Source organism: Jidongwangia harbinensis (assembly GCF_020216025.1).
GTDB lineage: Bacteria > Actinomycetota > Actinomycetes > Mycobacteriales > Micromonosporaceae > Actinoplanes > Actinoplanes harbinensis.
Window position 1 is genome coordinate 1 of record NZ_JAIWNC010000070.1, and the last position, 18494, is coordinate 18494.

The following is an 18494-nucleotide window of genomic DNA, read 5'->3' on the forward strand; positions in this document are numbered from 1 at the left end:
GTCCCCGCGCCAAAACGTCTGCGGCCGCCCCGCGGGGGGGGGGGGGGGGCCCCCCCGGGCCCACCACCCGGTAAAGGCGCTGGTCAGCCGCGCCGGGGTGTCCAGAGGCCGGCAGCGACGGTACGGGTCAGCGTGGCCGAGTCGTCGTCGCCGTCCAGCGACCACATCATCGCGCCGCCCAGACCCCGGGCCCGGATGTACGCCGTCTTCTGCAGGATCTGCGCCGGATCGTCGTACGTCCAGAACGTGGTCCCGTCGTACAGGTAGGTGTGCCCGGCCCGCCAGTCCCGGTGCACCGTGAAGCCCTGCGCCGGCAACGTCTTCAGCTTCTTCCAGTCCTCGGTGCCGGCCGCGAACGTGCCCGGCGCCGGCCCGGTCGCGGTGCCGAACAGCCCGCCGGTCACGCCGGTCCAGCCCTGGCCGTAGTACGGGATGCCGAGCACCAGTTCACGGCGCGGCGCACCGCGGTCGACCCAGGCGTCGATCGTGGAGTCGACGGAGAAGTCCGGGTCGTCCGGCGCGCCCGCCGGCACCCGCAACGCGGACTGCTGGTTGGCCCGGCCCTCCCAGGTGCCGTGGAAGTCGTACCCCTGCACCGTGGCGAAATCCAGGTACCGGAAGATCTCGCGTACCTCGAATCCGGCATCGATCTTGATCGGCGCGGCCGGCAGGAACGCGGTCAGCTGGTAGTGCCGGCCCTGCCGGTCCAGCTGGCGGCGGAACTCGGCGAGCAACGCGGTGAAGTTCTGCTTGTCCTCGGGCCGGATCACGTTGCCGGGATTGCCCTCCGAACCGGGCCACTCCCAGTCCAGGTCGACGCCGTCGAAGATGCCCGCCGCGACGCCCGGCGCCAGACCCGGCAGGTTGCCCTTGATCCACAGGTCCACGCAGGACCGGACCAGCTTGGCGCGGGACTGCGGGGTGGCCGCCGCGTCGGAGAACCACTTGGACAGCGTCCAGCCGCCGAGCGAGATCAGCACCTTCAGGCCGGGGTGCTTCCGCTTGAGTTCGGCGAGCTGGTTGAGGTTGCCGGACAACGGCTGGCCGGGCACGTCGGCGACGCCGTCGACGCTGGACGCGGCCGGGAACGCGGTACCCCAGTCGGCCAACGGGTCGGCCGAGGCGCAGACCCCGGCCGCGGTGACGTCGCCGAACGCGTAGTTGATGTGGGTGAGCCGGGCCGCGGCACCGGAGGTCTCCAGCTTCGCCACCGGGAACTGGCGGCCGTAGATCCCCCACTGTGCGAAGTAGCCGACCTTGACGTACGGCGCGCGGCCGTGCGCCTGCGCCGGGGTGGCGGTGACGGCGAGCGAGGCGGCAACCACGCCGACCGCGGCGGCGGCGACCAGTCTGCGGACGGACACACGCATAAGCCCTCCAGGGCCGTGAGCTTCATCAATAAGGAAACAAACCTTCCAATCGAAAAACCTAACTTCCCCGTCCACCCCGGTCAACGCCCCCGCCCGGGGGCCGGGTGGGATTACCGGAGGTGGGCGGTCTCGTTCACCGAGCGGACCGCGACGTTGCCGTCGGGCCAGATGTCCACCGTGGAGACGCCGGCCGCGTCCAGGTACAGGCGGTGCAGGAAGTCGTCCGACGCGGCCAGCACGTCGCGCAGGATCAGCTTGATCGGCGAGACGTGCGAAACCACCACGACCACCTCCGACGGGTACGCCCGCAGCACGGTCCCGACCGCCGCCCGCGCCCGCTCCGCCACCGCCTCGAACGACTCCCCGCCCGGCGGCGCCACCGTGGTCGACGCCAGCCACGCCGTCATCTCGTCCGGCCAGCGCTTCTGCACCTCGGCGAAGGTCAGTCCCTCCCAGGCACCGAAGTCGCATTCGATCAGGTCGTCCAGCACGGTGACCGGCACCCCGCCGAGTTCGGTGGCGATCAGCTCGGCGGTCCGGGTACACCGGGACAGCGGCGAACTCACCACGGCCGCGACGTCCCGGGCCAGGCCGGCCACCCGCCCGCCGGCGGCCATCGCCTGCGCCTGGCCCTCGTCGGAGAGCGGCACGTCGCCGCGGCCGGAGTACCGGCCCTCCTTGGTCAGCGCGGTCTCGCCGTGCCGCACCAGGATGAGCCGGGTGGCGTCGTCCAGCGACGGCGGCGCCCAGGTGCGCCGGCTGGTGGCGCCGAGACCGGCCGGGCCGGGCCGCACCTCGCTCGTGGCCGGGGGCGCCGGGGCGACGTCCGGGACCGGCTTGCCGGCGGCCTCGTCCATGGCGCGGTTGGCCAGGGCGTCCGCGGCCCGGTTGCGCTCGCGCGGAATCCAGTCGAACGTCACCGAGGCGAACCGGCCGACCAGGGTGGCCGCCTCCGCGGCGAGCGGGCGCAGGCCCGGGTTCTTGATCTGCCACCGGCCGGACATCTGCTCGACCACCAGCTTGGAGTCCATGCGTACGTCGACGTGGGTGGCGCCCAGTTCGGCGGCGGCGCGCAGCCCGGCGATCAGGCCGGAGTACTCGGCCACGTTGTTCGTGGCGGTGCCCAGCGCCGCGTACCGCTCCAGGAGCACCTCGTCGGTGGCCGTCTCGCGGACGACCGCGCCGTACCCGGCCGGTCCGGGGTTGCCCCGCGATCCGCCGTCCGCCTCGACCACGACCCGCAGGTCGGTACCGGCGCGGTCGCTCATAGCCCGCTTTCCGTGGTGCGGACCATGATCCGGCGGCATTCCTCGCAGCGCACCACGTCGTCGGCCGGCGCGGACTTCACCCGGGCGAGGTCGGCGCCGTACAGCTCGATGCGGCAGCCGCCGCACCGGCCGGAGCGCACCAGCGCGGCGCCCAGCCCGGAGTCGATCCGGATCTTGTCGTAGAGGGCGAGCAGGTCGGGCGGCAGGTCGGCGGCGAGCGGGGCCCGGGACGACGTCTTGAACTCCTGCTCCTTGCCGATCTCCGCGTACGCCTCGTCGCGCCGGGCCTCGGCGGCCGCCCGCCGCCGGGTGGCGTCGGTGAGCCTCTCCACCACCGCGTTCAGGGCCGCCTCGGCGGTCTCCCGCTGCTCCATCAGTTCCAGCTCGGCGTCCTCGAGTTCGGACTGGCGGCGGTTCAGCGTGGCCAGCTCGTGCTGCAGTCCCTCGATCTCGCGCATGGCCGCGCCGGCGTCCAGCCGCTGCTGATCCCGGTCCTTGCGGGCGCGTACCTGCTCGATGTCCTTCTCGAAGCGGGCGATGTCGCGGTCCAGGTCGTCCACCGCCACCTGGGCCCGGACCCGCTCGTCCTCGAGCGCGCTGAGTTCGCGGGAGATCGTCTCGATCTCCGCCAGCTCGGGCAGCGACTTGCGCCGGTGCGCGAGCTGCGCCAGCGCGGTGTCGATGGCCTGCAGGTCGAGCAGACGGCGCTGCGCTTCCGGGGACGCCTTCACGTAAGTGGCTCCTTCGAAGGGTTGACCGCGTGCACGGTCCAGGGATCGGTGTCGAGGTCGGAGACGACGGCGTCGACCGGGAACCGGCCGCCCAGCCAGGCGGCGACGTCGTCCAGCCACGGGCGTTCGGTGGCCCAGTGCGCCACGTCGAGCAGGGCGGGGCCGCCGGCGGCGACATGTTCGCTCGCCGGGTGGTGCCGGAGGTCGGCGCACAGGTACGCGTCCACGCCGGCCCGGGCGGCGTCGGCGAGGAACCCGTCGCCCGCGCCGCCGCAGACGGCGACGGTGCGCAGGAGGCGGTCCGGGTCACCGGCCGCGCGTACCCCGGCCGCGGTGGCCGGCAGGCGTCCGGCGGCGAACGCGGTGAACTCGGCGAGCGACATCGGGGCGGCCAGCTCGCCGATCCGGCCGATGCCGCGGCCGTCGCCCTCGGCCGCGCCCTGGGCGGGCACCAGCGGACGCAGCCGGCCCAGGTCGAGGCGGGCGGCGAGCGCGTCGGAGACGCCGGGTGCGGCCACGTCGGCGTTGGTGTGCGCGGTGTACAGGGCGACGTCGGCGCGGATCAGCCGGTGGATGATCCGGCCCTTGAACGTGTCCGGCGCGACGGAGGAGACCGGTTTGAGCAGCAGCGGGTGGTGCGCCACGATCAGGTCGGCGCCGACCGCGAGCGCCTGGTCGACGGTCTCCGGGACGCAGTCGACCACGCAGAGCACGGTGGTGACCGGGTGGTCGAAGTCGCCGAGGACCAGGCCGACGCGGTCCCACTGCTCGGCCCAGGCGCGCGGATACCGCTGGTCGAGCGCGTCGACCACCGCCCGGACGGTCGTGGAATCTGTCACGGCCGCCCACTCTATAGCTTGGGCTCTGCCGTGCTCGGCGGCGAGGTCAGGGGTCGAGGGTGCTGTTGGCGGTGACCGGGTTGCTCACCGCCTGCAGGGCGCGACGCCACGGGAACTGCGACCGGAAGCGGTCGGTCTGTCCCGGTCCGCCGAGGCGGCACACGTCGTCGCCGTACAGCACGTGCACGCCCCAGTCACTCAGCTTCGCCAGGCTGTCGTGCAGGGCAGGGTGCCGGGCCATGACCATGTTGGTGTACGGCACCACGACGGTCGGTACGCCGTATCCGTAGCCCTCGACGAGCAGGCCGAGCACCAGGGTGTCGGTGATCCCGGCGGCCCACTTGTTGACCGTGTTCACCGTGGCCGGGGCGACGATCATCGCGTCCGCGGGCGGCAGGACGTCCGGGTCGCCGGGGTTCTTGTAGTGCGTGCGTACCGGGTGCCCGGTCTGCGCCTGCAGCGCCGGGACGTCCACGAACTTGCGGCCGTCCGGGGTGGTGATCACGCAGACCTCCCAGCCGTCGGCGTGCGCGAGATCGACCAGCACGCCGACGTCCCGGGCCATCGGCGAGCCGCACACCAGCACGTACAGGACCCCCGGTGAGAAATCACCGGTCACCACGCGGCACCCCACCTCATACGCCGACTCCCATCTGCTCGGCCAGCTCCGCGATCGGCGCCGGCGGTGTGCCCCGGGTGCGTCGCAGCACGTCGGAGAGAACCTCGTGGGCCAGCGGACGGCAACGGATCTCCGACGGCGCCAGCCGGTCGCCTTCCAGCAGCATCTCGCTGGCCTTCTCGATGTCGCCGACCTGCGCGTATCCGCGGGCGATGTCGAGGAAGTAGTGGGCCCGGCGTTCCGGCAGCATGGCGTGGAAGCCTTCATGGTCGATGCGCTCGAACAGCTCGACCGCGGACCGGCCGTCGCCGAGTTCCACCGCTGCGGCGGCCCGGTGCAGCTGCACGTTGGTGGGGCCGAAGCTGGTCCAGTAGTGGTTGAAGTCGCCGCCCAGCGCGTTCGCCGCCTGTTCGGCACCGCTGACCAGGTCGCGCACGGTGGCGCTGTCGCCGATCCGGGCGGCGGCCATCGCGCCGTTGAGCAGCAGCATGCCGTACACCGAGAGGCGTTCCGGCGTGTTGCCCTCGTACCCGGGGGCGAGCCGGTTGGCGATGTTGACGTTGACCTCGAGCGAGGGCCGCGCCCGGCCGAGCGCCAGCAGCGCGCTGCCCACCCGGTAACTGGCGATCCCGGCGAGCAGCTGGTCGCCGGCCCGCTGGGAGACCGCGATGGACCGGTCGGCGGCCAGCCAGGACAGCTCGTGTTCGCCGACCTTACGCAGGGCCGAGGAGGCGATCTGGTACACCTGGCCGAGCAGGTGCGCCGCGTCCCGGGCCTGGTCGCTGCCGGCGTGGGCGCTGTCCGCCGCCTGCGCGTCGCGCAGCAGCTTGGGCAGCGTGCGCGCCAGCACCCCGTACTTGGCGTGCTGGTAGGTCAGCCAGGCGTGGCTGACCGCCTTGCGCATCTCGGCCAGCGCCGGCGAGTGCGGCGCCGGCTGGAAGAACGCGCTCATCTGGTCGTAGCGCTCCAGGGCCGCGCGGATCTCCTCGACCTCGACCTGGTCGATGCAGTTCTGCGTCTCCGGCCGGCGCTCCACGTCCTTGCCCAGCAGGAGCTGGACGTCGACCTGCAGGACGTCGGCGATCTCATAGACGACGGAGAACTTGTCGAGTCGGCGGACGCCTCGCTCCACCTTGTCGACCCAGCTCTTGGACTTGCCCAGCCGGTCCGCGAAGACCTGCTGGGACATCTTGCGCCGGCCTCGCCAGTAGGCGACGCGCCGTCCGATGGGCAGCTCGTCCATGGGTGCCTCCCCAACCCCCCGGCGCTTTCTCCCCGGTGGGCATCCTTTGTGTCGTGGACAGTGTGGTCACTCACGTTGTGCGGTGGTCGCACAAGGTGTGTGATCGCCTGCCGTCGGACGCTCGTAGTTTCTCATGCAAGTTGCAAAAAAGTGGATCTGTGCGAACCAACGAAGCGTGTCGCGCTTGGACACGGCACCCGCGGCTGATAAGGCCAGCAGCTTCCCGAATCAGGGGTAGACAACCATGCAGTGGCACAACCCGACTGTCCTCGACCGGCTCCGCCTGCGCCGGGCGGCGCTGCGCTACGCCGCACACGGCTGGGCGGTCCTGCCCGGTGCCCGGCTCGTCGGCCACCGATTCGACTGCGACCGGCCCGGGTGCCCGATCATGGGTTGTCATCCCGCCGCCGAGTCCTGGGAGGACCACGCCAGCACCGACGCCGCGCGGGTGGCGCGCTGGTGGCGACGCCGGTCGTACAGCGTGCTGCTGGCCACCGGGCTCGCCTTCGACGTCATCGAGGTGCCGGCCGCGCTCGGGCTGCGGGTGCTGGGCACGGCCCGCCTGCACGCCGGCGTGCTGGGCCACGAGCACGCGGACGCCCGGGGCCCGGTGGCGGTCACGCCGGGCGGGCGGTGGATGTTCCTGGTCCGCCCGGGCCGGCCGCTGCGCCCGGAACTGGAGCGCTGCCTGGACGTGGTCCGACATGGACCCGGCTCGTGGATACCGGCCGCGCCCAGCCGGCTGCCCGAGGGCCCGGTGCGCTGGGCCGTCACGCCCGAGCAGGTGCGCTGGCGGCTGCCCGAGGCGGACGGCGTGCAGGCCCTGCTGGTCGACGCGCTGGACGTGCTGGGCCGGCGTCCCGCCACCACGGTGCGGCCGGTCGCGGTGCCGCGGCAGATGTCCACCGCGCGCAGAGCGGCCTGACGTTCGCGTCTTCCGGATCGGCCCGAGGGCCGACGTCTCTCCGCCCGCCCAGTCGTTAACGCAGGTGGCGGACGGTCTCCGGGCATGGGCGGGTGCACGCATGTCGACACACAACGTAGTGGCAGGGCGCAACGGGGTCGAGTCCCCCGAAGTGGTGAACGGCTGGGGCCGTTGGGCCGGTACCCGGCCGTCCGGCTCCCGGCCGGTGGGTTCCCGGCCGGCCGGTTCGCGGCCCGCGGGCACGCACCGCCCGCTGCACGGTCGCTGAGCTAAGGCACCTCGACGACGATCTGGGCGTGCTCGCGCGGCCGCACCTCGGCGCGGTACCGCTCCTCGCCGGGGACGTACCGGGTGCGGTAGCGCCGCTCGGCCTCCTCGGCGCCGCCCATCCAGTGCCGGTCCCGGGCCACGCCGCGGCGCAGCGACTCGGCCGCGTCGAGATGCAGGTAGATCCGCAGGTCCCAGTGCCGGTCCAGCTCCGGGCGCTGCAGGAAGACCCCGTCGGCGAGCAGGATGGCGTCGTCCGGCGCGATGTGCACCGGCAGGTCGCGGGTGGTCGTGCCGGCCGCGTCGGTGAGCGCGGTCCGGTACCGGCGGTCGCCGCCCGGGCCGAGCGGAACGAGTAACTCGCGGCGGATCGCCGGGTAGTCCCAGGCGTCCAGGTAGTAACTCTCCGCGGAGTCGTACGGGTAGGCGTTCCGGTCCTGGACCATCCGCATGAAGTGGTCCAGTTCGGCCCGGACGATCACCCGGTCGGTGGTCGCCCGGAGCGCACCGGCGAGCGTGCCGGCCAGGGTGGTCTTGCCCGCCGCGGACGGGCCGTCGATGCCCACCCGCACCGGGTGGTCGAGGTCCACGGCCAGGATCCGCCGGACCAGCTCGCCGATCATCCGCGGGTGGGCCGGGCGCGGACGTGCATCCGCTCCCCCTGCGGGCCGAAGATGGTCAGGAACTCGACCGCGTGGGAGTCGGCGCGGCCGAACCAGTGCGGCATCCGGGTGTCGAACTCGGCCGCCTCCCCGGCCGGCAGCGCCAGGTCGTGCTCGCCGAGGATGAGCCGGAGCCGGCCGCTGAGCACGTACAGCCACTCGTACCCCTCGTGGGTCTTGGGGTCCGGGTCCTGCGGCTCGCCGGCCGGGATCAGGTGCTTGAACGCCTGCAGCCCGCCGGCCTGGCGGCTGAGCGGGACGATGGTCTGCCCGAACCGCTGGATCGGCCGGGCGTACACCCGCGGATCGCCGGTCGGCGGGGCGCCGACCAGTTCGTCCAGCGGCACCCGGTACGCCCGGGCCAGCGGCAGCAGCAGTTCCAGCGTGGCGCGGCGCTGGCCGGACTCGAGCCGGGACAGCGTGCTGATCGAGATGCCGGTGGTCCCGGACAGCTCGCTGAGCGTCACCCGATGCTCCTGCCGCAGCGCCCGCAGGCGGGGCCCGACCCCGGCGATCACGTCGTCGCTGTTTGCCGCCATGGCAACAAAGCTTGTCACATCGCCGGGTCCGGGTCGATCGTCGTCCTATGACATACGACGTGGTGGTGATCGGCGGCGGGCCCGCCGGACTGAGTGGCGCGGTGGCCCTGGGCCGCGCCCTGCGCACGGTGCTGGTGATCGACGCGGGCGAGCCGCGCAACGCACCGGCGGACGGCATACACAACTATCTGACCCGCGACGGCGTGCCGCCCGCGGAGTACGCGACGCTCGGGCGCGCCGAGGTGCGGCGGTACGGCGGCGAGATCCGCGACGGCCGGGCGGTCACGGCCACCCGCACCGAGGCCGGTTTCCAGGTGACGCTGGCGGACGGCTCCACGGTGTCGGCGCGGCGCCTGCTGGTGACCACCGGGGTGACCGACCGGCTGCCGGAGATCCCGGGATTGCGCGAGCGGTGGGGGCACACGGTGCTGCACTGCCCGTACTGCCACGGGTACGAGGTCCGCGGCACCCGGATCGGCATCATCGCGACCACCCCGATGGCCATGCACGGCGCGCTGCTGTGGGGTCAGTGGACGAAGGACGTGACGTTGTTCCGCAACGACACCTTCACGCCGGACCCGGACCAGGAACGCCAGTTGCGGGCCCGGGGCGTCACGGTGGTGTCCGGCCGGGTCACCGCGGTCGACGACGACGGGGTACGCCTGGCCGACGGCACCGTGGTGGCGTACGACAACCTGGTCGTGCAGACCCGGATGGAACCGGGCGGCGAGTTGCTGGCGTCGCTGGGCCTGACCGTCACGGAACACCCGAGCGGGGCCGGCGCCTACGTGCCGGCGGAGGACCCGACCGGCCGTACCGCGGTGCCCGGGGTGTGGGTGGCCGGCAACGTCGCCGACCCGATGGGGCAGGTGATCACGTCCGCGGGTGCCGGGACGATGGCCGGCGCCATGATCAACGCGGACCTGGTGCAGGCGGAGACGGCCGCCGCGGTCGCGGCTAGCTGACCGGCGCCGGGGCGGCCGTGGGCGCGGCGGCGCGCCGGACCGCCTTGGTCCGGTACATGGCGGCGTCCGCCGCGGCCAGCAGGGCGTCCACGTCCGGCCGGTCGAGGTCACCGGCGAACGCCGTGCCGATGCTCACGCCCACCTCGAGCACCGCGTCGCGGTACCGGACCGGGGTGCGCACGATCCGGTCCAGGCGCGCGGCGAGCGCGGCGGCCGAGCGCGCGTCGTGGACGTCGGCCGGCACCACGACGAACTCGTCGCCGCCGACCCGGGCCACCGTGTCGGCCGGCCGCAGCGTCGCCCGCAGCCGCGCGGCCACCTCCACCAGCACCGCGTCGCCGGCGGCGTGGCCGTACCGGTCGTTGACCGACTTGAAGCCGTCCAGGTCCAGATAGACGGCGAGCAGCCCGGCCGGCGGATCGCGGCGCAACGCCAGATCCAGTCGGGCGTGCAGTTCCGACCGGTTCACCAGCCCGGTCATCCGGTCGTGGGTGGCCCGGTGGGCCAGCGTGGCCCGTACCCGCTCCTGGTCGCGGACCACCAGCGTGAAGCGGATCAGCACGATGACGCTCAGGATCACGGTGGCGGTCAGCGACGCCCACCGTTCCGCGGCGGTGGCGGAGACCCGCAGGTGGGTGAGCGCCGGCATGGCCAGCATCGCGATGCCGAGGAAGACCACGCGCGCCGGGTGCAGCCGTTCGTCCGCCGCCCGGGCCGCGGTCAGCTGGCCCGCCCGGGGGTGCCGCAACGCCGCCACCAACAGCCCGTTGGCGAGCAACAGGACCGCGTCGAGGCGTGCGGTGTCGAACTCCGGGAGCCGCTCGGACAGCACGGTGATCACCACGTCGCCGAGGAAGGTGAGGGTCAGCGCGGCGACCAGGTACCGGGTGGGCCCGCGGCGGTCCCCCGGCGCCAGGACCAGCAGCACCGCGGCCGCGAACAGCAGGACGTCGCCGAACGGATAGAACGCCCCGGTGAGCACGTCCAGCGTGAAGCCCTCGCCGACCACCGCCGGCAGCACCAGGAACTGGCCGAACAGCGACGCCACCACGGTCGCCATGGCCAGTCCGTCGAGCAGGCTCTCGCGCAGCCGGCCGGCCGCGCGCAGCCGGGTCATCAGGAGTAGACCGGTGGCGATCAGCGGATAGCCGGCGATCCACAGCACGTCGCCCGGGGACACCCCGTCGAACTCGCCGAACACCCTGGTCAGCAGCGCGTACAGCAGGTCGCCGGCGAGCCAGGCGGTCAGTCCGCCCGCGACCAGGGCGTACGCCGGCCGGCCCCGCGGCTGGGCCCGCACGCCGGCCCAGGCCAGCACCACGAACAGGCAGAACGTCACGGTGTAGGTCACCTGCGCCAGCGTGCTACCGGGACGCAGCACGGTGGGCAGGCCCAGCACGACGGCACCGAACGGGATGAGCGCGACCGGGCGGCGGGCCGGGCGGGCATGTGCGGGTGGCACGGCCGGCTACTCCCAGGTGGCGAGATCGCGGTAGGCGGCGATCACCGCCGCCGTTCGCTCGGCCAGTTCCGGTGCGGCCGGGACGACCGGGCGCGGACCGGCCACCGCGAGCCGGGAGATGGCCAGTTCGGCCTCCCGGGCGGTCCGGTGCACCCGCTGCTCGCGGATCAGGTTCTCGCCGGCCAGCGCGGCCGTGGTGAGGCCGGCCAGCATGCGGTTGGCCGCGCCGCCGGTCTCCCGCCACAGGGCGTCGACCCGGTGCCGTTGCGCGTCCAGGGCCAGCACGGCCGCGCTGTCCGCGGGCAGCGCGGCGTGGTCCACGCCGGCCAGGTCGGCCCGCAGCCGGCGGATCTGCTGGCGCCGGGCCATCAGGGCGGCCAGTTCGTCGAGGGCGCGGGTCAGGGTGCGGTCGGCGTCGGCCGGGTCGATCAGGTCGCCCAGCGCCGGCCAGGTGCGGCGCACCCGGCGGGACAGGACCAGGGCCTGTTGGTACGCGGTGCGCTCGGCCCGAGCGACCAGCACGTGGCAGTCGTCGCCGGGCGGCAGCGCGATCGACGGGACCCGCGCGGCGCGGGCCTGCGCGCGCACTACCCAGCCGACCAGCGCCACGGTGCCGGCGGCGGGCGCCCACCAGGGGACACCGACCGCGTCGAGGACCGCGCAGAGCAGCATCAGGGGCAGGGTGAGCTGGGCGGCGAGCCGGATCCGCTGCGGGCGGGTGCGCCCGCTGGGTGGCACCGGGAGCAGTTCGGTCACCGACCCGGTCCGGCGCCGGCGGGCGCGTCCGGTGCGCATCGTCAGCGGGTACGGAGCGACGACCACCTTCTCGGCGTCCGCCCCGATGTGCAGGCCATGGTGCGTGGTCCGCATGGCCGGCCCCTTCCGTGGCGTCTCGCGTGGGTGGTCTGGGCGGACCCGGTCGCCGGGGGAAACAACCGGGCCCGCCCACCCGCGGATCGCTCCGCAGGTGCCCCAAGGATCGGGCGCCCACCGGCGCACATGAGCCCGCCCCGGGGTGCGAAGCGGGTGCGGGCGATCCGGCTAGCGTGGGCGGCATGGGCGAGGTCGAGATCGTGCTGCGCAAGTACGACGGACGCCCGCACCGCCAGGTCACCGCGCACCACCTCGGTGAGGACGGGCACGGCCTGTGGCTGGGCACGCCGGCCGGCACGTCGGTGCACTACCACTACGGCGACCGGCGGGTCGGCGTCACCCGGCACGACGCGGTCCGGCTGATCCCCCGGGACCGGTGGTGGATCGCCATGTTCACCGCCGCGCCGGACCGCCGCGAGGTGTACTGCGACGTGAGCCTCCCGCCGCGCTGGACCGGCCCGGCCGAGATCACCGTGGTCGACCTGGATCTGGACCTGTCCCGGTCCCGCCCGGACGGGCACGTGCGGGTCGAGGACGCCGACGAGTTCGCCGAGCACGTGCGCGTCTACGGCTACCCGCCGGAGGTGGTGGCGGGCGCCACCGGGGCCGCCACCGACCTGCACCGGGCGCTGGTGCACCGGACCGAGCCGTTCGGCGTCGCGTACCGCGGCTGGCTCGCCCGCGTCTGACCCGGCCGTCCCGGGCACGACACCGACGGAAACTTCACGTTCCGTACCGCATCGATTACGGTCGAGCTTGACCGGGCGTGCGGGCCGCGGCGAGAGTGCAGGCATGACGGGTGCGCCGGAGAACCTGTGGCGTAACCGGGAGTTCAATCTGCTCTGGATCAGCCAGGCACTGTCCGACGTGGGCAATGCGATCTCGTCGCTGGCCGTACCGTTGCTGGTCCTGACCCTGACCCGCTCGCCGGTGCAGGCCGGCCTGGTGGGCACGGCCGGCCTGATCGTGATGGTGCTGTGCCGCCTGCCGGCCGGCGTGCTGGTGGACCGGGTGGACCGGCGCCGGCTGATGCTGGCCGCGGACGCGATCCGGCTGGTCGCCTACGCCGTGCTCGCGGTCGCCGTGCTGCGCGGGCAGGCGTCGGTCCCGCTGATCATCGCGGTCACGGTGGTGGGCGCGGCGTGCAATGCGATGTTCGGTACGGCGGAGCACTCGGCGCTGCGCAACATCGTCCGTCCCGGGCAGCTGCCCGCGGCGGTGGCCCGCAACGAGGCGCGCAGCTACGGCACCTCGCTGGCCGGACAGCCGGTGGGCGGGCTGCTCTTCGGGATCGGCCACGCACTGCCGTTCGTCGGCAACGCGCTGACGTTCCTGGCCTCGATGACCGGCGTCCTGATGGTCCGCAAGCCGTTGCAGGAGCCGCGGGCGGTACGGCCGGACGCACCGGTCGCGGCGCTGGCCGAGGGGCTGCGGTTCGTGTTCGGCAACCCGTTCCTGCGGACCGTGCTGTTCGTCGCCGCCCCGCTGAACTTCGCCATCACCGGCATCATCTTCACCATCATCGTGCAGCTGCAGCGGCACCAGACCCCGCCGGTGGTGATCGGCACGGTGGAGACCGTGGTGGCGGTGGGCGGTCTACTGGGCGCGCTGGCCGCCCCCGCACTGCACCGGCGGATCCCGCTGCCCGTGCTGATCCGCGGCATCTGCTGGACCGCGGCCGGGTTCATGGCGATCAGCGCGCTGCTCACGTCGTCGGTCGCCGCGGCCGTACCCGTGGCCATCGCGGTGTTCCTGGGACCGGCGTCGAACGCCGCGCTCTTCGGCCACCAGGCCGCGATCACACCGGACCGGCTGCAGGGCCGGGTGGTCAGCGTGATCATCGTGGTGGCCACGTCGGTGGCGTCGGCGGCCCCGCTGCTGGCCGGGGTGATGATCGCGGCCTGGGGCGGCCCGGGCTCGGTGCTGGTGTTCGCGGCCGCGGTCGCGGCCGGCGCGGTGACGGCCACGGTGAGCCGTGAGATCGGCGCCATGGAGCCGGTCCCGGAAACGGCCACCTGACCCGACGGGATTGAATGGGCGGGTGACCGACGCGCCGCCGCCCGCCGTGCTCGCCGCGTTCGGCGTGACGGCCGCGCCGCGGCGGCTGCCCGGCGGCAAGGGCGGCACCTGGCGGGCCGGCGACGTGATCCTCAAACCGGCCGAGGGCCGCGCCGAGACGTGCTGGCGCAACGACCTGCTGGCCGCGCTGCCGGAGTCGCCGGACTTCCGGGTGGCCCGGCCGCTGCGCACCGCCGACGGTGGCTGGCTCGCCGCCGGCTGGGAGGCCCAGCGGGCCGTCGCCGGCGACGCCGACCCCGGGCGCGCCGACGACGTGGTGCGGGCCGGCGCGGCGTTCCACCGGGCGGTCGCCGCGGTGCCCCGTCCGTCCTTTCTCGACGAACGGGACGACCCCTGGACGTACGGCGACCGGCTCGCCTGGGCCGAACCGGTCCCGCCCGGCTCGACCGCGCCGTCGGTGCTGCTGGCCCCGCTGTTCGCGGTGCGCCGCCCGGTCGACGTCCCGGCCCAGATCGTGCACGGCGACCTGATCGGCAACGTCCTGTTCGCCGCCGGCCGGCCCCCGGCGATCATCGACTGGCCGGCGTACTGGCGCCCGCCCGCCTGGGCCGCCGCGGTCGCCGTGGTGGACGCGCTGTGCTGGCACGGCGCCGGCCCCGACCTGGTGGACCGCTGGGCGCACCTGCCGGCGTGGCCCCAGATGCTGGTGCGGGCGCTGATCTACCGGATCGCCACCTGGCCGGCGGCCCGCTGGACGGCGCCGCCGGACGACGCGTACCGGCCGGTGGTGGACCTCGTGGCGGCGTCAGCGGCGGGGACGCCGTAGCAGGTGGTGGACGATGTCCTCCCAGTCCGGCTCGGGATCGTCGGGCCGGAACCCGGCCGACTCCGCGCACCGCCGGCTCGCCACGTTGTCGGGTTCGATGCCGAGCGCGAACAGGATCACGTCGCGGACCTCGGGCGCGCCGACCGCGGCCAGCAGGGCGGCCCGGCCGAAGCCGCGGCGCCAGCGGTGCGGATCGACGACGTACGCCAGCCCCATCGCCGGTCCGGCCTCGACGTCCGAGACCACCGGCCCGTCCGGGGCCTCGGCGTAACGGCACCAGCGGTCGTACACCTCCCCGCCCAGGTGGGCCACCGCCGCACCGGACTCGTCCAACGCCACCCAGGAGTGGATGCGCAGCACCCGGCGGCCGCGGAAGATCTCGCCGAGCGCCTCCGGCTGCCGCAGTTCGCGTTCCGGCCAGTCCGGTCCGCCCAGCCGGCGGCGCACCTCCGGGTGGGTGAACCAGGGCCGCACCGCGGGCAGCTGATCTTCGGTGTACGGCACCAGGGTCACCACCGGCCACTCGCTCATCGGCCCATCATGGCGCGGCCACCGGCCTTCGTGGGGCTTGGTGAGGCGGCCACCGGCCTTCCTGGGGTCGCGCCGCGGCCGTCCTTGTGCGGGCCGCGGCCGGTACTGCCGGCGGGTTCGTCCCCGGCGGCGGGACCGCATGTTCCGGCCGCTGATCGACCGGCGCTGATAGGGTCGCGGCCGTGTCCGAACCGATCCATTACACCGCGCCTGAACTGGCCTTCCACGCCGCGCCACCCGCCCCGCCCGGGCCGCCCGGGCCGCCCGCCCCGCCGCGTCCGTCCCGCCTCTGGTTCGTGGTGACCGCCGCGGTGACCGTGCTGGCGCTCGCCGCGGGTGCCGCCGGTGCGGTCTCCGTGTTGCTGGTGTCCGGCTGGCGCAAGCCGCTCGACCGGGAGTACCAGGTTTCGGTGTTCCTGAAGGACGACATCACCGAGGCGCAGCGGACGGCGGTCCAGACGGAGCTGGCGAAGTTCCCGGCCCGGGACGGGGTGCGGTTCGAGTCGCGCGCCGAGGCGTTCAAGAGGTTCGAGGAACTTTGGAAGGACGAGCAGGACAAGCCCCAGGTGGAGGCGGACGACCTCCCGGAGTCGTTCCGCCTCACGGTGATCGCGACGGAGTTCGACTGCGCGCCGCTGCGGGCGGTCGGCGCCCTGCCCGGCGTGAACCGGCCGATCGTGTCCATGATGCCCGCCAAGGGCCGGCCCGGCAGCGCGATCGCCTGTTCCTGACTCCCTCCTGATGCATCGCCCGGTTCGGCTATCATCGCCTGGTGGCGATTGATGGGGACGGGTGCGTGACGCCCGCGGTGGCGCTGTTCCGGTCACTCGGCGACGAGACCCGGCTGCGCATCGTGGCCCGGCTCGCGGCCGGCGAGGCCCGCGTGGTCGACCTGACCGGCGAACTCGGCCTGGCCCAGTCCACCGTGTCGAAGCACCTGGCCTGCCTGCGCGACTGCGGCCTGGTCGACTACCGCGTGCAGGGCCGGCAGTCGTTCTACGCGCTGACCCGCCCCGAACTGATGGACCTGCTCGCCGCGGCCGAAGGCGTGCTGGCCGCGACCGGCGAGGCGGTGGCGCTGTGCCCGGCGTACGGCACCGAGGCCGCCCGATGACCACCGCTCCCGTGGTGACGGCGGCCCGGCGTACCCGGCTGAACCGGCGCAGCCTGCACCTGGCGTACGCGACCGCCGGCTACAACCTGTTGGAGGGCGTCGTCGCGGTCGCGGCCGGGGCGGCCGCGTCGTCGACCGCGCTGGTCGGCTTCGGCCTGGACTCGTTCGTCGAGGTGTCCAGCGCGCTGGTGGTGATCTGGCAGTTCCGGTCCGCGGTTCCGGCCGACCGGGAACGCCTGGCGCTGCGACTCATCGGGGTGTCATTCTTCGCGCTCGCCGCCTGGGTCGGCGTCGACGCGGTCCGGTCGCTGCTCGGCACCGGCGAGGCACAGACCTCGCCGGTCGGGATCGGCGTCGCCGCACTGTCCCTGATCGTGATGCCGGTGCTGGTGTGGGCGAAACGCCGCACCGGCCGGGAACTGGGTTCGGCCACCGTGGTCGCCGACTCCATGCAGACCATGCTGTGCACGTACCTGTCCGCGATCGTGCTGGCCGGGCTCCTGCTCAACGCGACCCTCGGCTGGTACTGGGCCGACCCGGTGGCGGCCCTGGTGATCGCGGCCGTCGCCGTCCGCGAAGGCGTGGCGGCCTGGCGGGGCGAGCAGTGCGACGACTGCGCCCCGCCGGCCGCCGGCGAACCGGACAGCTGTGAGTGCTGCCCGCACTAGGCTAAGCGCGCTGAGCCACCACGGCCGCGTAGCGGGCCAGGTACAGCGGCCAGCCCTCGTCGTGCGCGACCCCCTCGCTGACCGACGGCCAGCCGGGCCCGTGCCGGTCGATGTGGCGGTGCTCCAGTTCCACCCGGGTGCGCTGCGGGGTCTCGGCGACGAACCGCACCTCGACCTCGCTGGTGTTCTCCGGCTCCGTCTCGACCTGCCACTGCGGGTTGATGTCCCAGCTGAACACCACCCGGTCCGGCGGCTCGTACGCGAGCACCCGGGCCCAGCGGCACTCACTGCCGTCGACCGCGCGGTCGTAGATGTGGCCGCCCACCCGGGGCTCGAACACGGTCTCCGCGATGGGCGCGCCGAGCAGGTTGTGTTCCGGCGGCTTGAAGTCGCCGAACCGTTCGGTGAACACCGCGAAAGCGCGCTCGATCGGCGCCTCGACGACGATCTGCCGGCGCACCACCGCGGCCGTTGTCTCGGTCATGAAGTCTCCTCGGTCGGTTGTTCGGCGACGTCCTGATAGCCGTCCAGGGCCCGGTGCCAGAACGTCTCCAGCTGATCGCGCAGCGCGGCCACGCCGGCCGGGTTGAGCCGGTAGACCCGCCGGGTCCCGACCGCCCGGTCGGTGACCAGCCCGGCCTCCTTCAACACCTTCAGGTGCTGCGACACCGCCGGCCGGCTGATCGGCAACTCGTCGGCCAGTTCGCGGACGGCACGGGGCCGCTCGGCCAGGCACGCAACGATGGCGCGGCGGGTGGGGTCGCCCAGGGCGTCCCAGCCGTCGTCCGGTTGGTAAGTAGCCACGAACGGAAAGCTACGACTTACCGTTGCTCGCGTCAAGGGATTGCCGACGGCGCGGGGTGTCGCCCCACCGCAACGGCACCGGCCCCCTGCCGAGCGTTCCGCCGGCAATGCCTTCGAAGGAGGTTCGCGGTGAGTCGTCGACCGATGCACTCGAGCGGCGGTCCGATTCGATTCGAGCCGTGCCTTATTGTTTAGAAAGTGTTCAGATAATCGCGTCATGCGGACGGCTCGCGTCGGTACACGGAAGTCGGCCGGTCGGCCCGGGCGGGCAGGTGCTCGGATTATGGCGGTATAAGCGGTCAATGCCAGCCACTCGGTCATTGCTTGCACTTGCCATCAAGGCCAGCCACCCCCGGTCAAAGCCCAGGCATTGGGTGAAAGGCGTCGAGTGGCGCAGATCTTGACAGGAAACTGCCAATGGGGGCCGCACGACTCCACGCTTCCAAGATCTGACATGGACAGCGCCCGTAACGCGCACCGCCTGGCGTTGGTGTACCAGTGGAGCGCTCCACTGGTACACCAACGTCGCTATGCGGGCCGGATAACGACACTGGCGTTCCACTGAGTCTTCACAACCCCCGGGTTGATCACGCTGGGCGTGAAACCGGCGGCCCGGTCACGGTTGTCGCTGGGTCGGGTGACGGGGCTGGTGCGGGCGTGCCGGCCTCGTCACCATCGGGCTTGTCGGGGGTGTCCACCCTCGATGGGTGCCCGTGACGTCGACGCGTGCTTGGAAGTGAAGTCCGTCTCTGAGTCTGGCGCTGGGACC

The 18494-nt window shown here is 73.5% G+C and carries 21 protein-coding genes; 8 read left to right on the top strand and 13 right to left on the bottom strand.

What is annotated here, in order from left to right; translation table 11 throughout:
* Nucleotides 1–83: 83 nt before the first annotated feature.
* The 6 genes from LDL48_RS42115 to LDL48_RS42140 form a co-directional block, all read right to left on the bottom strand.
* The gene (locus LDL48_RS42115; RefSeq protein ID WP_225260813.1) at nucleotides 84–1370 is read right to left on the bottom strand and encodes a glycoside hydrolase family 18 protein; all 1287 of its coding nucleotides are present in this window, start codon (nucleotides 1368–1370) and stop codon (nucleotides 84–86) included.
* Nucleotides 1371–1480: 110 nt separating this feature from the next.
* Nucleotides 1481–2638, bottom strand: a complete 1158-nt coding sequence (locus tag LDL48_RS42120; protein ID WP_225260814.1) for a bifunctional RNase H/acid phosphatase — start codon at nucleotides 2636–2638, stop codon at nucleotides 1481–1483.
* Complete coding sequence (locus tag LDL48_RS42125) at nucleotides 2635–3369, bottom strand: zinc ribbon domain-containing protein (RefSeq protein ID WP_225260815.1); 735 nt, start codon at nucleotides 3367–3369, stop codon at nucleotides 2635–2637. Before LDL48_RS42125 ends, LDL48_RS42120 begins: the two co-directional genes overlap by 4 nt.
* Entirely contained in the window at nucleotides 3366–4208 is an 843-nt protein-coding gene (locus tag LDL48_RS42130; RefSeq protein ID WP_225260816.1) for a Nif3-like dinuclear metal center hexameric protein, read from the bottom strand. The genes LDL48_RS42125 and LDL48_RS42130 overlap by 4 nt, the downstream gene beginning before the upstream one ends.
* Nucleotides 4209–4254: 46 nt before the next feature.
* Nucleotides 4255–4773 carry a flavoprotein gene (locus LDL48_RS42135; RefSeq protein WP_504786608.1) on the bottom strand — a complete coding sequence of 173 codons (519 nt, stop codon included), beginning with the start codon at nucleotides 4771–4773 and terminating at the stop codon, nucleotides 4255–4257.
* A gap of 70 nt (nucleotides 4774–4843) precedes the next feature.
* On the bottom strand, nucleotides 4844–6070 hold the full coding sequence (locus tag LDL48_RS42140) for a helix-turn-helix domain-containing protein (protein WP_225260818.1): 1227 nt from the start codon (nucleotides 6068–6070) through the stop codon (nucleotides 4844–4846).
* 244 nt (nucleotides 6071–6314) lie between these two features.
* Here LDL48_RS42140 and LDL48_RS42145 point away from each other — a divergent pair, with 244 nt between their 5' ends.
* On the top strand, nucleotides 6315–6995 hold the full coding sequence (locus LDL48_RS42145) for a bifunctional DNA primase/polymerase (RefSeq protein ID WP_225260819.1): 681 nt from the start codon (nucleotides 6315–6317) through the stop codon (nucleotides 6993–6995).
* A gap of 269 nt (nucleotides 6996–7264) precedes the next feature.
* On the opposite strand, the gene LDL48_RS42150 is transcribed toward LDL48_RS42145, so the two are convergent.
* Together LDL48_RS42150 and LDL48_RS42155 are read right to left on the bottom strand one after the other, a co-directional pair.
* Entirely contained in the window at nucleotides 7265–7885 is a 621-nt protein-coding gene (locus LDL48_RS42150; protein WP_225260820.1) for a nucleoside/nucleotide kinase family protein, read from the bottom strand.
* Nucleotides 7882–8463: a helix-turn-helix domain-containing protein gene (locus tag LDL48_RS42155; RefSeq protein ID WP_225260821.1), complete on the bottom strand. Its 582-nt coding sequence runs from the start codon at nucleotides 8461–8463 to the stop codon at nucleotides 7882–7884. Before LDL48_RS42155 ends, LDL48_RS42150 begins: the two co-directional genes overlap by 4 nt.
* A gap of 47 nt (nucleotides 8464–8510) precedes the next feature.
* Here LDL48_RS42155 and LDL48_RS42160 point away from each other — a divergent pair, with 47 nt between their 5' ends.
* A complete protein-coding gene (locus LDL48_RS42160) occupies nucleotides 8511–9428 on the top strand; it encodes an NAD(P)/FAD-dependent oxidoreductase (RefSeq protein ID WP_225260822.1) in 918 nt (305 codons plus the stop codon).
* Here LDL48_RS42160 and LDL48_RS44900 read toward each other — a convergent pair.
* Complete coding sequence (locus LDL48_RS44900; RefSeq protein ID WP_225260823.1) at nucleotides 9421–10890, bottom strand: GGDEF domain-containing protein; 1470 nt, start codon at nucleotides 10888–10890, stop codon at nucleotides 9421–9423. The two genes, LDL48_RS42160 and LDL48_RS44900, sit on opposite strands and share 8 nt — an antisense overlap.
* A gap of 6 nt (nucleotides 10891–10896) precedes the next feature.
* Nucleotides 10897–11760 (bottom strand): hypothetical protein, encoded by an 864-nt coding sequence (locus LDL48_RS42170; protein ID WP_225260824.1) that lies wholly within the window; start codon nucleotides 11758–11760, stop codon nucleotides 10897–10899.
* A gap of 185 nt (nucleotides 11761–11945) precedes the next feature.
* On the opposite strand from LDL48_RS42170, the gene LDL48_RS42175 reads away from it, so the two are divergent.
* The 3 genes from LDL48_RS42175 (at nucleotide 11946) to LDL48_RS42185 (ending at nucleotide 14608) form a co-directional block, all read left to right on the top strand.
* The gene (locus LDL48_RS42175) at nucleotides 11946–12452 is read left to right on the top strand and encodes a DUF402 domain-containing protein (protein ID WP_225260825.1); all 507 of its coding nucleotides are present in this window, start codon (nucleotides 11946–11948) and stop codon (nucleotides 12450–12452) included.
* 103 nt (nucleotides 12453–12555) lie between these two features.
* Nucleotides 12556–13782, top strand: a complete 1227-nt coding sequence (locus LDL48_RS42180; RefSeq protein WP_225260826.1) for an MFS transporter — start codon at nucleotides 12556–12558, stop codon at nucleotides 13780–13782.
* Between the two features lie 22 nt (nucleotides 13783–13804).
* Nucleotides 13805–14608 carry a TIGR02569 family protein gene (locus tag LDL48_RS42185; RefSeq protein ID WP_225260827.1) on the top strand — a complete coding sequence of 268 codons (804 nt, stop codon included), beginning with the start codon at nucleotides 13805–13807 and terminating at the stop codon, nucleotides 14606–14608.
* Here LDL48_RS42185 and LDL48_RS42190 read toward each other — a convergent pair.
* Entirely contained in the window at nucleotides 14588–15139 is a 552-nt protein-coding gene (locus LDL48_RS42190; protein WP_225260828.1) for a GNAT family N-acetyltransferase, read from the bottom strand. The two genes, LDL48_RS42185 and LDL48_RS42190, sit on opposite strands and share 21 nt — an antisense overlap.
* Before the next feature lie 182 nt (nucleotides 15140–15321).
* On the opposite strand from LDL48_RS42190, the gene LDL48_RS42195 reads away from it, so the two are divergent.
* From LDL48_RS42195 to LDL48_RS42205, 3 genes are read left to right on the top strand one after another with little or no spacing between them, the layout of a single operon-like run.
* Nucleotides 15322–15870: a permease-like cell division protein FtsX gene (locus LDL48_RS42195; protein ID WP_225260829.1), complete on the top strand. Its 549-nt coding sequence runs from the start codon at nucleotides 15322–15324 to the stop codon at nucleotides 15868–15870.
* Nucleotides 15871–15911: 41 nt separating this feature from the next.
* The gene (locus tag LDL48_RS42200) at nucleotides 15912–16253 is read left to right on the top strand and encodes an ArsR/SmtB family transcription factor (RefSeq protein WP_225260830.1); all 342 of its coding nucleotides are present in this window, start codon (nucleotides 15912–15914) and stop codon (nucleotides 16251–16253) included.
* Entirely contained in the window at nucleotides 16250–16921 is a 672-nt protein-coding gene (locus tag LDL48_RS42205) for a cation diffusion facilitator family transporter (RefSeq protein WP_225260831.1), read from the top strand. The genes LDL48_RS42200 and LDL48_RS42205 overlap by 4 nt, the downstream gene beginning before the upstream one ends.
* A gap of 1 nt (nucleotide 16922) precedes the next feature.
* Here the strand turns inward: LDL48_RS42205 and LDL48_RS42210 are convergent, their stop codons facing one another.
* Entirely contained in the window at nucleotides 16923–17405 is a 483-nt protein-coding gene (locus LDL48_RS42210) for an SRPBCC family protein (RefSeq protein ID WP_225260832.1), read from the bottom strand.
* A complete protein-coding gene (locus tag LDL48_RS42215; RefSeq protein WP_225260833.1) occupies nucleotides 17402–17725 on the bottom strand; it encodes an ArsR/SmtB family transcription factor in 324 nt (107 codons plus the stop codon). The genes LDL48_RS42210 and LDL48_RS42215 overlap by 4 nt, the downstream gene beginning before the upstream one ends.
* Between the last annotated feature and the right edge of the window lie 769 nt (nucleotides 17726–18494).

Coding starts and splice junctions, on each gene's coding strand:
- LDL48_RS42115 (WP_225260813.1), bottom strand. CDS start 1,370: ATGCGTGTGTCCGTCCGCAGACTGGTCGCCGCCGCCGCGGTCGGCGTG.
- LDL48_RS42120 (WP_225260814.1), bottom strand. CDS start 2,638: ATGAGCGACCGCGCCGGTACCGACCTGCGGGTCGTGGTCGAGGCGGAC.
- LDL48_RS42135 (WP_504786608.1), bottom strand. CDS start 4,773: ATGGCCCGGGACGTCGGCGTGCTGGTCGATCTCGCGCACGCCGACGGC.
- LDL48_RS42140 (WP_225260818.1), bottom strand. CDS start 6,070: ATGGACGAGCTGCCCATCGGACGGCGCGTCGCCTACTGGCGAGGCCGG.
- LDL48_RS42145 (WP_225260819.1), top strand. CDS start 6,315: ATGCAGTGGCACAACCCGACTGTCCTCGACCGGCTCCGCCTGCGCCGG.
- LDL48_RS42150 (WP_225260820.1), bottom strand. CDS start 7,885: ATGATCGGCGAGCTGGTCCGGCGGATCCTGGCCGTGGACCTCGACCAC.
- LDL48_RS42155 (WP_225260821.1), bottom strand. CDS start 8,463: ATGGCGGCAAACAGCGACGACGTGATCGCCGGGGTCGGGCCCCGCCTG.
- LDL48_RS42160 (WP_225260822.1), top strand. CDS start 8,511: ATGACATACGACGTGGTGGTGATCGGCGGCGGGCCCGCCGGACTGAGT.
- LDL48_RS42170 (WP_225260824.1), bottom strand. CDS start 11,760: ATGCGGACCACGCACCATGGCCTGCACATCGGGGCGGACGCCGAGAAG.
- LDL48_RS42175 (WP_225260825.1), top strand. CDS start 11,946: ATGGGCGAGGTCGAGATCGTGCTGCGCAAGTACGACGGACGCCCGCAC.
- LDL48_RS42180 (WP_225260826.1), top strand. CDS start 12,556: ATGACGGGTGCGCCGGAGAACCTGTGGCGTAACCGGGAGTTCAATCTG.
- LDL48_RS42190 (WP_225260828.1), bottom strand. CDS start 15,139: ATGAGCGAGTGGCCGGTGGTGACCCTGGTGCCGTACACCGAAGATCAG.
- LDL48_RS42205 (WP_225260831.1), top strand. CDS start 16,250: ATGACCACCGCTCCCGTGGTGACGGCGGCCCGGCGTACCCGGCTGAAC.
- LDL48_RS42210 (WP_225260832.1), bottom strand. CDS start 17,405: ATGACCGAGACAACGGCCGCGGTGGTGCGCCGGCAGATCGTCGTCGAG.